General features: G+C 67.7%; 11 protein-coding genes. 6 read left to right on the forward strand and 5 right to left on the reverse strand.

What is annotated here, in order from left to right; translation table 11 throughout:
* Positions 1-4796 (reverse strand): beta strand repeat-containing protein (locus Q0S71_RS21365; RefSeq protein ID WP_367185329.1); only part of this gene is annotated, 4796 nt, incomplete at its 3' end.
* 228 nt (positions 4797-5024) lie between these two features.
* On the opposite strand from Q0S71_RS21365, the gene nudC reads away from it, so the two are divergent.
* From nudC to Q0S71_RS21380, 3 genes are all read left to right on the forward strand, one after another.
* Positions 5025-5846 carry an NAD(+) diphosphatase gene (gene nudC / locus Q0S71_RS21370; protein ID WP_296000148.1) on the forward strand — a complete coding sequence of 274 codons (822 nt, stop codon included), beginning with the start codon at positions 5025-5027 and terminating at the stop codon, positions 5844-5846.
* Positions 5847-5912: 66 nt separating this feature from the next.
* Positions 5913-6476, forward strand: coding sequence for a GTP cyclohydrolase I FolE (folE, locus tag Q0S71_RS21375; protein WP_296000150.1), 564 nt, complete (start codon positions 5913-5915; stop codon positions 6474-6476).
* Between the two features lie 17 nt (positions 6477-6493).
* On the forward strand, positions 6494-7963 hold the full coding sequence (locus tag Q0S71_RS21380) for a thioredoxin family protein (RefSeq protein ID WP_296000151.1): 1470 nt from the start codon (positions 6494-6496) through the stop codon (positions 7961-7963).
* Between the two features lie 29 nt (positions 7964-7992).
* On the opposite strand, the gene Q0S71_RS21385 is transcribed toward Q0S71_RS21380, so the two are convergent.
* The 3 genes from Q0S71_RS21385 to Q0S71_RS21395 all read right to left on the reverse strand — a co-directional run bounded on the left by Q0S71_RS21385 (position 7993) and on the right by Q0S71_RS21395 (position 9336).
* Complete coding sequence (locus Q0S71_RS21385; RefSeq protein ID WP_296000152.1) at positions 7993-8388, reverse strand: STY0301 family protein; 396 nt, start codon at positions 8386-8388, stop codon at positions 7993-7995.
* 14 nt (positions 8389-8402) lie between these two features.
* The gene (locus tag Q0S71_RS21390) at positions 8403-8711 is read right to left on the reverse strand and encodes a BPSL0067 family protein (RefSeq protein WP_296000154.1); all 309 of its coding nucleotides are present in this window, start codon (positions 8709-8711) and stop codon (positions 8403-8405) included.
* Positions 8712-8970: 259 nt separating this feature from the next.
* Positions 8971-9336, reverse strand: coding sequence for a hypothetical protein (locus tag Q0S71_RS21395; RefSeq protein ID WP_296000156.1), 366 nt, complete (start codon positions 9334-9336; stop codon positions 8971-8973).
* A 273-nt stretch (positions 9337-9609) separates the two neighbouring features.
* Here Q0S71_RS21395 and Q0S71_RS21400 point away from each other — a divergent pair, with 273 nt between their 5' ends.
* Together Q0S71_RS21400 and Q0S71_RS21405 are read left to right on the forward strand one after the other, a co-directional pair.
* Complete coding sequence (locus tag Q0S71_RS21400) at positions 9610-10005, forward strand: DUF4148 domain-containing protein (protein ID WP_296000160.1); 396 nt, start codon at positions 9610-9612, stop codon at positions 10003-10005.
* Positions 10006-10176: 171 nt separating this feature from the next.
* Positions 10177-11808, forward strand: a complete 1632-nt coding sequence (locus tag Q0S71_RS21405) for a methyl-accepting chemotaxis protein (protein WP_296000162.1) — start codon at positions 10177-10179, stop codon at positions 11806-11808.
* A gap of 45 nt (positions 11809-11853) precedes the next feature.
* On the opposite strand, the gene Q0S71_RS21410 is transcribed toward Q0S71_RS21405, so the two are convergent.
* Positions 11854-12756: a LysR family transcriptional regulator gene (locus Q0S71_RS21410; protein WP_296000163.1), complete on the reverse strand. Its 903-nt coding sequence runs from the start codon at positions 12754-12756 to the stop codon at positions 11854-11856.
* 151 nt (positions 12757-12907) lie between these two features.
* Here Q0S71_RS21410 and Q0S71_RS21415 point away from each other — a divergent pair, with 151 nt between their 5' ends.
* Positions 12908-13924, forward strand: a complete 1017-nt coding sequence (locus tag Q0S71_RS21415) for a zinc-dependent alcohol dehydrogenase family protein (RefSeq protein ID WP_296000165.1) — start codon at positions 12908-12910, stop codon at positions 13922-13924.
* The last annotated feature ends 59 nt before the right edge of the window (positions 13925-13983 follow it).

Here is a 13983-nt window from a genome sequence, read left to right on the forward strand (position 1 = left end):
CAGCCTTGCAGTTGCAGCGTCGTCAGCGCGGCCAGCCCGGCCGACGTGAAGGCCTGGATCTGCGCCGATTTCAGGGCGGCCAGGTCGTCCGATTGCAGGGCCCGCACCTGGTCCGTGCCCAGGGCGGCGATCTGGCGCGTGCCCAGGTTGGCCGATTGCGCCGTCGTCAGCGCGACGATTTGCGCCGTGCTCAGCGCGGCGATCTCGGCCGTCGTCAGGGCCGCCACCTGGGCCGTGCGCAGGGCGGCGATGTCGTCGGTGCTCAGCGCGGACAATTGCAGCGTACTCAGCGCGGCCACCTGGGCCGTCGTCAGCGCCGCCACCTGGCTGGTGTTGAGGGCGGCGATGTCGGCGCTGCCCAGCGCCACCGTCTGCGCCGTCGACAAGGCGCTCAGCTGCGCCGTCGTCAGCGCCTGCACCTGTGTCGTGCGCAGGGCGGCGATGTCGTCGCTGCCCAGACCGGGCAACTGGCGCGTGGCCAGCGCGGCCACGTCGGCCGTTTGCAGGGCGGCGACCTGGTCGGTGCCCAGGGCGGCCAGCTGGCGCGAACTGAGGGCGACGATTTGCGCCGTCGTCAGGGCGGCGATCTGGTCGGTGCTCAACTCCGCCACTTCGGCCGTCGTCAGCGCCGCGACCTGCGCCGTGCGCAGGGCCGCCACGTTGGCCACCGTCAGGGCGGCCAGTTGCACGCTGTTGAGGCTGGCGATCTGGTTGCTCAGCAGACTGCTGACCTGGCTGGAATTGAGGGCCGCGATCTGCATGCTGGTGAAGGCCTGCAACTGGGTCGTGCTGAGGGAATCGAGCTGGGCAGTCGACAGCACGGTGATTTGCCGCGTCGTCAGGGCGGCCAGGCCGTCGGTGCTCAGGCCGCTGATCTGCACCGTCATCAGCGCGTTGAGCAGCGTGGCGTTGAGCGCGACCACCTGGTCGGTGTTGAGGGCGGCGATCTGGCTGGTGCTCAGCGACGACGCTTGCAGCGCCGTCAGGCCGCTGATCTGGTCGGTGCTCAGCAGGGCGATGTCGGCCGTGCTCAGGGAACGGATTTGCAGCGTCGACAGGGCGGCCAGGTCGGCCGTGCGCAAGACGGCGAACTGGTCGCTGGTGAGGGCGGCCAGCTGGCGCGTGCTCAGCGCGGCGGCCTGCTGCGGCGTCAGGGCGACGATTTCGGCGCTCGTCAGCGCGGCGACCTGGGCGGTGGTGAGGGCGCCCAGTTGCAGCGTGTTCAAGGCGGCGAAGTCCTGCGTCGTCAGGGCGGCGATGGTGTCGCTGCCCAGGCCGGCGATTTGGGCCGAACCGAGGGCGTTGATTTGCACGGGACTGAGGGCGTTGAGCTGGTCGGTGCCCAGCGCCGCGGCCTGGGCCGTGCTCAGTTGCGCCAGCTGCGCCGTTTTCAGGGCGGCCATGTCGGCCGTCGTCAGCACGCTCACTTGCAGCGTGCTGAGGGCGGCGATCTGGCGTGTCGTCAATGCGGCGGCCTGGGCGCTGCTCAGGGCCGCGATATTGTCGCTGCCCAGGGCCACGATTTGCTGCGTGCCCAGCGCGGCGACCTGCGCCGTGCCCAGCGCCGCCAGCTGCGCGCTGGCGAGGACGGCGATGTCGCCGGTGGCGATGGCGGCCACCTGGTTGCTGCCCAGCGCGCCGACGTCGGCCGGCCGCAGCGCCAGCATCTGGTCGCTGCCCAGCGCCGCCACTTGCTGCGTGCTCAGCGCCGCCATTTGCTGGGTCCGCGTCGCGGCGATCTGGTCGGTCGTCAGCGCGGCGATCTGCCGGGTGCTCAGGGCGGCCACTTGCTGGGTCTTGAGGGCGGCCCAGTCGTCGGTGCCGAGCGCGGCCAGCTGCGCCGTCGCCACGGCCAGCAATTGCTGGGTGGTCAATGCGGCGGCCTGGGCCGTGCTCAGGGCGAGGAAGTCGTCGCTGCCGAGGGCGACGATTTGCTTGCTCGTCAGGGCGGCGATTTGCAGCGTGCCCAGCGCGGCGACCTGGGCCGTGGCCAGGGCGGCGATGGCGGCCGTGGCCAGCGCTTGCAGCTGCTGGGTTTTGAGCGCGGCGACGTCGGCCGTCAGCAGGGCGGCGGCCTGGTCGCTGTTGAAGGCGGCGATTTGCTGGGTGGTCAGCGCCACCGTTTGCGCGCTCGTCAGGGCGGCGATCTGGGCGGTGCCCAGGGCGGCGGCCTGGGCGCTCGTCAGGGCGGCGATTTGCTGCGTCCTCAAGGCGGCGAAATCGGCCGTCGTCAGGGCCGCCAGTTGCAGCGTGCTCAGGGTGGCGATTTGCAGCGTCGTCAGCGCCGCCGTTTGCGCGCTGTTGAGCACGCCGATCTGGTCGCTCGTCAGCGCCGCGATCTGGCGCGTGCCGAGGGCGCTGATCTGCAAAGTGGTCAGAGCTTGGGCCTGGGCCGTCGTCAGCGCCGCCACGCCGACCGTGGTCAGCGCCTGGGCTTGCTGCGATTTCAGCGCGGCCAGGTCCGGCGCCGTCAGGGCGGCCACCTGGGCCGTCGTCAGCGCGGCCAGTTGCGCCGTCGTCAACGCCACGCTTTGCGCCGTCGTCAGCGCCGCGATCTGGTCGGTGCTCAGCGAGGCCAGCTGGGCGGTCAGCAGGGCGGCGATTTGCTGCGTTTTCAGCGCGGCGAAGTCGGCCGTGTTGAGGGCCGCCAGCTGGGTCGTGCTCAGGGCCGTGATTTGCTGGGTGGCGAAGGCGTCGGCCTGGGCCGCGCTCAGCGTGGCGATCTGGTCGGTCGTCAGCGCCGCCACCTGGCGCGTGGCCAGCGCCGCCACTTGCAGCGTCGCCAGCGCGGCGAACTGGTCGGTCGTCAGCGCGGCCACGGCGGCCGTCGCCAGCGCCGCGATCTGTTGCGTGCGCAAGGCTAGCACTTCGGGCGTCGTCAGCGACGCGGCCTGGTCGGACGTCAGCGCCGCCACTTGCTGCGTGGTCAGGGCCACCACTTGCTGCGAGGACAGGGCGTCGAGCTGGGCCGTCGTCAGCGCCGCCAGCTGGGCCGTCGTCAGGGCGGCGATCTGCTGCGTCTTGAAGGCGGCGATGTCGTCGCTGCCGATGGCGTCGAGCTGCTGGGTTTTCAGGGCCTGCAATTGCTGCGTCGTCAGCGCGCCCGCCTGGGCCGTGTTCAGCGCGGCCAGCTGTTCGGTGCCCAGGGCGGCGATTTGCTTGGTCGTCAGGGCGGCCACTTGCTGCGTGGTCAGCGCGGCGATTTGCAGCGTGCCGAGGGCGACGATGCTGGCGCTGGCCAGCGCCTGGATTTGCTGCGATTTGAGCGCCGCCAGTTCCGGCGTCGCCAACGCGGCGGCCTGGTCGCTGGTCAGCGCCGCGAGCTGGGCCGTCGTCAGGGCCGCGGCCTGCTGCGTCGTCAGCGCGGCGATCTGGCCGGTGGTCAGGGCGGACCACTGGCGTGTGCTCAGCGCGGCGATCTGCTGGGTTTTGAGGGCGGCGAAATCGGCGCTGTCGAGGGCGTTGAGCTGGTCGCTCGACAGGGCCTGGATTTGCAGCGTCGTCAGCGCGTCGGCCTGGGCCGAATTGAGCGTGACGATATCGTCGGTGCTGAGCGCGCCCAGCTGTTTGGAGGTCAGCACGGCCATTTGCTGCGTCGTCAGCGCGGCGATTTGCGCGCTGGCCAGGGCGGCGATGCTGGCGGTCGACAGCGCCTGCACCTGCTGCGATTTGAGCGCCGCCAGGTCCGGCGTCGTCAGGGCGGCGGCCTGGTCGGTGGTCAGCGCGGCCACTTGCCCGGTGCCCAGGGCGGCGGCCTGCAAGGTGGTCAGCGCGGCGATCTGCGTCGTGCTCAGCGCGGCGGTCTGGGCCGTGGTGAGGGCGGCGATTTGCTGCGTTTTCAACGCGGCCCAGTCGTCCGTGCCCAGGCTGTTGAGCATCAGCGTCGTCAGCGCGGCGATTTGCTGGGTGCCCAGGGCGACGGCTTGCGCGCTGCTCAGCACGCCGATCTGGTCGCTGTTCAGCGCGGCCAGCTGCCTGCTCGACAGAACGGCGATCTGCTGCGTCGTCAGCGCCTGCACTTGCGGCAGTTGCAGCGCGGCGATGCTGTCCGTGCCCAGGGCCAGCACTTGCTGCGATTTCAGGGCGGCCACATCCTGGGTCGCCAATGCGGCGGCCTGGGCCGTCGTCAGGGCGGCCAGTTGCTGGGTCGACAGGGCGGTGGTCTGCAAGGTCGTCAGCGCGGCGACGTCGGCGGTGCCGAAGGCGGCCAGTTGCAGCGTCGTCAGGGCCGCCACTTGGGCGGTGTTCAGGGCCACGCTCTGGCTCGCCGTCAGCGCGGCGATCTGGGCCGTCGTCAGGCTGGCGAACTGGCCGGCGCTGAGCGCGTTCAGCTGCGCCGTGCCGAGCAGGGCGACGTCGGCGCTGCCTATGCTGTCGAGCTGGGCCGTGGTGAGGCTGGCGATCTGGCTGGTTTTGAGTACCGTGATCTGGCTGCTGACGAGCGCGCCGACCTGGTCGGTCGTCAGGGCCCGAATCTGCGCCGTGTTGAGCGCGCCCAGCTGGGCCGAATTGAGCACGGCCACGCTGGCCGTGGCGATGGCGGCCACCGCGTCGGTGCCGAAGGCGCCGATCTGCTGCGAGGCCAGCGCCGTGAACTGGTCGCTGCTCAAGCCTTGCAGCGTGGCGCCGAGCGCGCGGATATCCTGGGTGCTCAGCGCGGGTAGCTGGAGGCTGCTCAATACCCCTATCTGTGATGTGGTCATTGCCGCCATGTCGGCCGTGGTCAATTGCGCGATCTGCACGGTGGTAAGGGCGGCGACGTCGGCGGTCGACAGGTTCAGCAGTATTGAGGGCATGTAAATATCTCCAGGAGGCAATATATAGTAACCTCAAACGTGCTGATTTTGAGAGCAAGTAGGTAAAAGTACCTTAAATCTTGGTATCAAAACAATGACTTAGCGATGAGCTGAGCAACGACTTGGCAATAACTGAGCGCGGCCACGCCGCACATCGTGGAACGCGCGGTAATGACTGTGAATCCACGGTAAGATTATGACTATCGAATATCTTGCGGAATGGCCGATATGCTACACACACCTATTGCTTTTACGCCATTAATCCGGCCCGAAGTGCATGCCGACACCATCACCTTGCTATTTCACCGCGAGACTTTATTGCTGCGCGACGCGGATTTGACGCTGCCGCCGGCCGCCGTGACGGCGACGCTGGCGCCGGCCGCCGAGCGCATCCACGCCATCGGCCTGTGGCGCGGCGTCTATTACCAGGCCGCCTGGCTGGACGACGACGCCACGCCCGGTCCCGACTACCATTTCCACGGCCTGCGCACGCTGTTCGGCCAGCTCGACGACAAGCTGCTGGGCCTGGCCGGGCGCGCGGTCCAGATCGTCGAATGGCACCGCACGCACCGCTATTGCGGCGCCTGCGCCACGCCCAACCACTTCGGGCCGGGCGAGCGCTGCGCCAAATGCCCGAATTGCGGCATGACGGCCTACCCGCGCATCTCGCCGGCCATGATGGTGCTGATCCGCAAGGGCGATTCGGTGCTGATGGCCATGCACAGCGCCTCGCCCTACAAGCGCTACACGGCGCTGGCCGGCTTCCTCGAAGCGGGCGAATCGGTCGAGGAAGCGATCCACCGCGAGGTGTACGAGGAAGTCGGCTTGCGGGTGCACAATCTGCGCTATTTCAGCAGCCAGTCCTGGCCCTTCCCGCACTCGCTGATGATCGCCTACACGGCCGATTACCTGGACGGCGAAATCCGCGTCGACCCGGCCGAAATCGCCGAGGCGCGCTGGTTCGGCCCCGACGACGAGTGGCCGGAGACGCCGATTTCCGTCTCCATCGCCAGCGAGCTCATCAACGCGCACCGGCCGCCGGGGCGCTGAGCCGCCCGGGCCGGGGCGGGTTTTTCTATATACTGTCGGCAATCGTTAATTTTATGGTTGCAGATCATGTCTAAAGAAGAATTCTCGGAGCAAGACTGGCGTCGCCTGCTTGCCAGCTTCGGCGAAGACCCGGACCGTCCCGGCCTGGTCGAAACCCCTAGCCGCGTCGGCAAGGCCTGGAAACACTGGACCTCCGGCTACGGCCAGGATCCGGTCGAACTGCTGAAGGCGTTTGAAGACGGCGCCGAACAGTACAACGAGCTCATCGTCGTGCGCGGCATCCCCGTCTACAGCCATTGCGAACACCACCTGGCGCCGTTCTTCGGCAAGGCCACCATCGGCTACGTCCCCAACGGCAAGATCGTCGGCCTGTCGAAACTGACGCGCCTGGTCGACTGCTTTTCCAAGCGCCTGCAAGTGCAGGAACGGATGACCATGCAGATCGCCAACGCGCTGATGGAAGTGCTGGAACCGAAAGCGGTCGGCGTGGTCGTGCGCTGCCGCCACCTGTGCATGGAAAGCCGCGGCATCCGCACGCCGGGCGAAGAAACCATCACCTCGGCCATGCTGGGCGAGTTGCAACCCAACCTGGCCATGCGCACCGAATTCCTGGCGCTGGCCCGCGACTGAGCGGCGACGGAGCGAACATGAGCGAGATGGCTGGGATGGCCACGGCGACGGTGGCGTCGAACCGGATCGCATGGCGCGACGGCGCGGCCGGGCCGGCCGCCGGCGACGGCATGGCCGCCGCCTTCGCGCAGGCCGCCGCCGGCGGACAAGCCCTGTTTTTATACTGGGGCGCCGCGTGGTGCCCGCCGTGCAACCGCGTCAAGGCCGACATTTTCGCGCGCGACGACTTCGCCGCGCGCATGCGCCATCTGCTGCCCGTCCGCCTCGACGGCGACAGTCCCGGCGCGCAGGCGCTGGCCGCGCGATACCGGCTGCGCAGCTATCCCACGCTGCTCCTGTTCCGGCCCGACGGCAGCGAAATCACGCGCCTGCCGTGCGAGCTGGACGGTGAACTGTTCATCGCCGCGCTCGACGTCGCGCTGCAAGCAAACTACACGGCGGCCCAGTCGCTGCAAGCGGCGTTGACGTCCGAGCGCGCGCTGGCGACGGACGAGTGGGCGCTGCTGAGCCACTATTCATGGGACACCGATGAAGGCCGGCTGCTCGGCGGACGCGATCCGGCGGCGACGCTGACGGCGCTGGCGGCGGCTTGCCCGGCCGACGCCGACGCCGGCCGTTTTGCGGCACGCTTATCGTTGCACGCGATGGTGGCGATCAACGCGATGCATGCGAGCAGCGCGCCGGCAGTCGACGCCGGGCCCGATGCCGATGCCTTGCTCGCCATCCTCGTCGATGCGCCGTTGGCACGCGCCAACATGGACCTCCTCGGCAACAGCGGCATCGCCTTGATTAAAGCCACCGCCGGCCGCCGCGCCGAACTGGTGGCCGCGCTGTCGGCCGCCGCCAAAGCGTGGAGCGGCGATCCGCGGCTGGGCGCGTCCGACCGCCTGAGCGCGCTGCGCCTGCAAATGCGGCTGGCGCGCCTGGTAGGGCCGGCCGCCGCCGCCGCCGCGCCGCCCGAGCAAATCAGCCGCCAGATCGCCGCCATGAGCAGCGCGATGCTGGCCGTGTCCGTCGACCCCCACGCACGCCACGCGCTGGTCAACACCGCCGTCGGCGCGCTGCACGACGCCGGCCTGCCGCAACTGGCCGAAGCGCTGCTGCTGGCCGAGCTGCCGCGTTCGCATTCGCCCTATTATTTCATGCTCAGCCTGGCCGCCAGCGCCAAGCGGCGCGGCGACACGGCCGCCATGCTCGACTGGTACCAACAAGCGGCCGCCGGCGCCACCGGCCCGGCCACGCGGATTCAATGGAGCGTGACCTACCTGGCCAGCCTGATCGACCATGCGCCGCAAGACAGCGACCGCATAGAACAGGCGGCGCAGGCGTTGCTGCGCGACATCGACGCCAGCGCCGACGCCGATACCTTCCAGCAGCGTAACGGCAGCCAACTGCAACGCGCCGCCGCCAAGCTGGCCGGCTTGCCGCAAGCCGGCGCCCACGCGCGCGCCGTGGCAACCGCTATCGCCGCCGGCCTGGCGGAATAGCGGTTCCAGATCAGCGCCAAGACTGATCGTTAGAAACACTCGATTTTCTTGACGGTGCTGAAATCGGTTTTTTTATCGAGCGTCACCCGGCACTGCCTGATCGCCGCCGGCAACCTTTGGCTGAGAGTCAGCGAGCTTGTGGTGTAAGAGCAAATTAGCCAAGGCTGCTGCGCGGCATCGAAATCGTAGGTCAGCAGGCGACCCTGCGGCAGATCGGCTTCCTTCGAATGGAGCAGCAGCGCCCGCGCTTGCGGCGGGCCGTCGCTGAACTCCGCAAAGAAGAATTGATGCTGGCTATGGTCCGCATCATCGAAAGCGGACCAGCCCGCCGGCGCTTGGGTAGTGGACTGGATCGCGAGCGCCGGCGGGCAGTGCATCTCCGCCGCCCAAAGGGTGGGCGCGATGAAAGCGAAGGTCAGCGGCATGGCATAGCGCCGCATCATTCGATGACCGAATAAGCGTCGCCATCATTGGAGGGGCTGAACTTTCCTTTTCTAAACGGTATAAATCGTTTTCGAATCAGTCCGCTTTTTATGTTGCGGTATTGCTCCACGACCCAAATGCCTATGAGATTCTGGCTGAGGTAAAACGCCGCGTGATTGCCGCTGCTGCGACTTAAATATTTACCTTTTATGAAGGTCGCAATCGCTGTGCCCGCTTGTATATCCGTGCTGCCGCGAACGGCGCTGCCCTGTGTCCAACGGCTGGTCACTGGTGCGGAGGCATAGATCTGACCAAGGCGACGCATTCATGCGAACCTACCCATTCCGTGCCGGTGAGCCGTGCGGCATCGATATAACGATAAGCCATCATATTCCCCTTCCGAGTCGAGTCTGGAAAGAGCAGCTTACTGATGCCGTCGCTGTTGGACTTTGACCGGTCGCAAGTCAAGTCGATATCCCGTTCGCATCCTGGATGCGAAGGATGGCCATGCATCTCAACAATAGGGCCGCTGGCGTCTATGGATTAAACGATATAAACAGTTTATATCGTTCATATTGTTTATATTAATGCTTGTAATCGGCGACGAAGTGCTTGGTGAAGTTGTATTTGCTGCCGCCGGCCAGCGCGTCGGCCAGGCGGCGCGGATTGATCGACGGCAGGAATGCTTCGGCCGCGCCATCGCCGGCGCGGAACTGCTTGGCCGGGCTGAGGATCTTGCCGCCGTCGATTTTCAAATGCTGGAAGGTCTTGCCTTTTTCATTGTTGAGGATGAAGTGCAGATCCTGCTTGAAGCCGAGGAAGGGAATCTTCAGCCACCAGCCCGGCTCGCTGCCGTAGATGCCGATGTCGGCGTAGTGGGTGTTCTTGTCGGTCAGGGCGGGCTTGCCCAGACGGTCGTTGATGCGCTTGATGGCGTCGTTTTTGTTCATGGTGTTTCCTTCAAAGTAGCCGCATTTTGACACAGTGCGCGGCGCCAGCGCCCCGGCGGCGTCGCGTTGCCGTCGGCCGCAGTCCTGCAACGGCCGAGCGCCAAGTCGCGCCATGGTCTTTCTATAAATCAACAAATCCGATAATCCGATGGGTTTGAGTGGTTAATTGCGCTTTTTTATCTTAAATTTAAATACTAATATCACTCCATCGATCAGCCGCACTTGCAGGACTCTTCGAAGATTGTTCCCACACCTATCTGATTGGAGTACCAAATGAACATCAAACACCTCATCGCTACCGTTTCCCTGCTGACCGTCGCCGGCTTTGCCCTGGCGGACGGCGGCGTCACCCGCGCCCAGGTGCAAGCCGAGCTGGTCCAGGCGCGCGCCGCCGGTCTGATCGACCAGAACGACGCCACCTATCCGGTGACGCCGGCCGCCGTCTCGCACCTGAGCCGCGCCGACGTGCTGGCCCAGGTGGCGCAGGCCCGCGCCGACGGCTCGCTCGCCATCAGCGACGCCGACTATCCGCGCATCGTCGAGACGGCCGGCACGCTGACCCGGGCCCAGGTCAAGGCCGACGTGGCGCATGCCCGCGCCGCCGGGCAGCTCGACGTCAGCGAAGCGGTTTATCCGCAAGCGACGCTGAAACAGACCCACGCCAACTAAGCGTCCCGGCCGGCCGCGCGCCGGCCACCCCCGACTGCGATTTTTGAAACAGACCCGGCGATCCCCCTCGCCGCGTCTGTTTTTTTTCGTTAAAACATCTGTCACGGAAACTCTTTCGGCGTATTCTGTTTAGTACAACCCCTTGTACGACTTAGACGACCGGAGCGTGCCGTGCTTAAACTGTCCTTCCAGCAGAAGTTGTGGTTGCCCCTGATGTGCAGTCTGGTCTGCATCAGCGCCATCTTTATCTTCGACGCCGTGCAAATCCGCAGCGTGCGCATCGAGGAACGCAGCGCCGACCTGAGCAATATCGGCGAAATCGGCGCCGGCGTCGTCAAGTTGTATGCCGACCAGGTCCAGTCCGGCGCCATGGCCAAGGACGAGGCGCAAAAGCGGGCCCTGGACGCGCTCAAGGCCATGCGCTTCGGCAAGGACGGCTATATCAGCGTCACCAACGGCGACACCATTTCCCTGATGAATCCGACCAAGCCGGAAAACAATGGCAAGGACGTCAGCAATTTCAAGGACCCCAAGGGCACGTATCTATTCCGCGACATCGTCAGCGTCGGCAAGAGCGCCGCCGGGGCCGGCTTCGTCCACTATTACTGGGTGCGGCCCAACACCACCGAGCCGGTGCCGAAGATGAGCCGGGTCCAGCACGTGGCCGTGTGGGACTGGAACCTGGTCACCGGCGTCTACATGGACGACATCGACGGCGCCTTCCAGGCGTCGCTGCTGCGCTCGGGCGCCGTGCTGCTGGCCGTGTGCATCGTGCTGTCGGCCATCGTCAGCGTCATCAACCGCAGCCTGCGCCACACCATAGGCGGCACACCCGAGTACGCGGAACAGGTGGCCAGCCACATCGCGCTGGGCGACTTGAGCAATGAAGTGCGTATCCACGAGAGCGACCGCAGCAGCATCCTCTACGGCATGAAGACCATGCAGAGCAACCTGGTCGACACCATCGCCGAAATCCGCCGCAGCGCCGACACCATCGCCACCGCCTCGGCCCAGATCGCGGCCGGCAACCTCGACCTGTCGGCCCGCACCGAGTCGCAGGCCAGCTCGCTGGAGGAAACGGCGGCGTCGATGGAACAGCTGACCTCGACCGTCACCCAGAACGCCGACAACGCCGTGCAGGCCAACCAGCTGGTGTTGTCGGCCTCGGCCGTCGCGCAGCAGGGCGGCCAGGTGGTGTCGCAGGTGGTGCGGACCATGGACGCCATCAACGCCTCGGCCGCGCGCATCGTCGACATCATCAGCGTCATCGACGGCATCGCCTTCCAGACCAATATCCTGGCGCTGAACGCGGCCGTCGAAGCGGCCCGCGCCGGCGAGCAGGGCCGCGGCTTCGCCGTCGTCGCCACCGAAGTGCGCAGCCTGGCCCAGCGCAGCGCCACGGCGGCCAAGGAAATCAAGACCCTGATCGGCGCCTCGGTCGACAGCATAGGCGCCGGCAGCGTCCTGGTGGCCCAGGCCGGCAGCACGATGGAACAGGTGGTGGCCAGCGTGTCGCGGGTGACGGCCATCATGGCCGCGATCACGTCCGCGTCGAGCGAGCAGAGCACCGGCATCAGCCACGTCAACCTGGCGATGACGGAGATGGACACGGTGACGCAGCAGAACGCCGCCCTGGTCGAGCAGGCGGCGGCGGCCAGCCTGCAAGACCAGGCCGCGCACCTGGCGGGCCAGGTGGCGCGCTTCAAGCTGACGGCGCAGGAGGGCGCCTTGCAGGCGCTGGCGGCGCCGGGTCGCGCGGTCGCGCCGCGCGTGGCCGGCCGGGCCGTCGCGCTGAGCCGCTGATGCGCTGGCCCCGGTGTCGCCGCCGCATCGGCGCCGCATCAAACGTCACCCCGGGCGCTGGTCGGCGAACAAGCGCGCGATAAAATCGACAAACACCCTGATCCGTTCCGTGCGGTGGTGCTGGTGCTGCACCAGCACCGACACGTCCGGCCCCGCCGCCTGCCACGGTTGCAGCACCGGCACCAGCGCGCCGCTGCGCAGCTCGGCGGCCAGCGACAGCGACAACTGCTGGACGATGCCGGCGCCCGCCACGGCCGCCGCGATCAGCGTGTCGACATGGTCGATCGCCGCCGCCCCGCGCGGCGTATGCGTTTCCAGCTGGCCATCGCGCTGGAAGCGCCACGGCCGCAGCTGGCCCGATTGCGGATAGAGAAAATTGAGGCAGGTGAAATCGGCCAGCTGCGCCGGCGTCTGCGGCGCGCCATGCCGGCGCAGGAAGTCGGGCGAGGCGCAGCAGACGTAGCGCGTGCGGCACACGCTGCGCGCGATCAAGCGCGTATCGGCCAGCGCGCCTATGCGCACCAGCACGTCGACGCCGTCCTCCACCATGTCGATCAGGCGGTCGCCGGCCGTCATGCGCAGCGCGATGTCGGGATAGGCGGCGAGAAAGCGCGGCAGCGCCGGCGCCACGTACAGCCGGCTGACGATGCCGGGCAGGTCGACCCGCAGGCTGCCGCGCGGCAAATGGGCGGCGTCGTGCAGGCTGCCTTCGAGCGCGGCCATGTCCGCCAGCAGCGCCAGCGCCCGCGCGTGGCAGCGCCGGCCCTCGTCGGTCAGCGACATGCTGCGGGTGGTGCGGTTGAGCAGCTTGACGCGGAAATGCGCCTCCAGCGCCAACACCTGCTTGGTCACCGACGACGTCGACAGCCCCAGCCTGCCGGCCGCCCGGCTGAAGCCGCCCGTTTCCACCACCGCGCAAAACACCCGCATCGCCTCCAGCCTGTCCATGCCGTTTCCCATCGTGTCCGGGCACGCCGCCCCCGCCATCGATTATCCACGTTTTAGGGATAATGAATTACCGGCCGGCCTATTTTTTCCACCGCCGGACCTGCTTATACTGGGTGCATCGGATCCGACCCACCCACCCCAGGAGAACTTCATGACCCAGACCACCACCATGCAAGCGGCCGTCCTCGCCGCCTACGACACGCCGCTGACGCTGAGCACCATAGACCGCCCGGTGGCGGCGGCCGGCCAGGTGCTGGTGCGCGTCCACGCCAGCGGCGTCAACCCGCTCGACGTCAAGATCCACGCCGGCCAGGCCGGCCACGCCCGGGTGCGGCTGCCGGCCATCCTCGGCATCGACCTGGCCGGCGTGGTCGTAGCGGTCGGCGCCGGCGTCGACGCCTTCCGCGTCGGCGATGAAGTCTATGGCATGACCGGCGGCATAGGCGGCGTGCCCGGTTCGCTGGCCCAGTACGCGGCCGTCGACGCCGACCTGCTGGCCATCAAGCCGCGCAATATGACGATGCGCGCCGCCGCCGCCCTGCCGCTGGTGTTCATCACGGCGTGGGAAGGGCTGATCGAGCGCGCCCGCATCGACGCGGCCGGCGCGGGCGCGCCGCTGAAGGTGCTGGTGCAGGGCGGCGCCGGCGGCGTCGGCCACATCGCCGTGCAGATCGCCAGGGCCTACGGCGCCGACGTGTACGCGACCGGCTCGGCCGCGTCGCTCGACCTCATCGCCGCTTACGGCGCCACCGCCATCGACTACCGGGCCGCCACGCCGCAGCAATACGCCGAGCGCTACACGGGCGGCGCGGGTTTCGACGTGGTCTATGACACCGTCGGCGGCGCCACGCTGGACGCCTCGTTCGGCGTGGCCCGGCTGCACGGCGGACATGTGGTCAGCTGCCTCGGCTGGGGCAGCCACGCGCTGGCGCCGCTGTCCTTCCGCGCCGCCACGTACTCGGGCGTGTTCACGCTGCTGCCGCTGCTGTCCGGCGAGGGCCGCGCCCGCCACGGCGCGATCATGCGCGAAGCGACCCGGCTGGTCGAAGCGGGCCAGCTGACGATCCTGCTCGACGAGCGGCGCTACACCCTGGCCACGGTCGACGCCGCGCACCAGGCCATCGCCGACGGCACGGCCAAGGGCAAGCTGGTGATCGAGATCGACTAAGGGGGAACAGCAGGCGCCGCGCCGGCGTTCACTGCGAGGCGGCCGGTGCCGCGGCCGCC

Origin of the sequence: Rugamonas sp., assembly GCF_025354735.1 — a bacterium.
Lineage (GTDB): Bacteria > Pseudomonadota > Gammaproteobacteria > Burkholderiales > Burkholderiaceae_D > Rugamonas.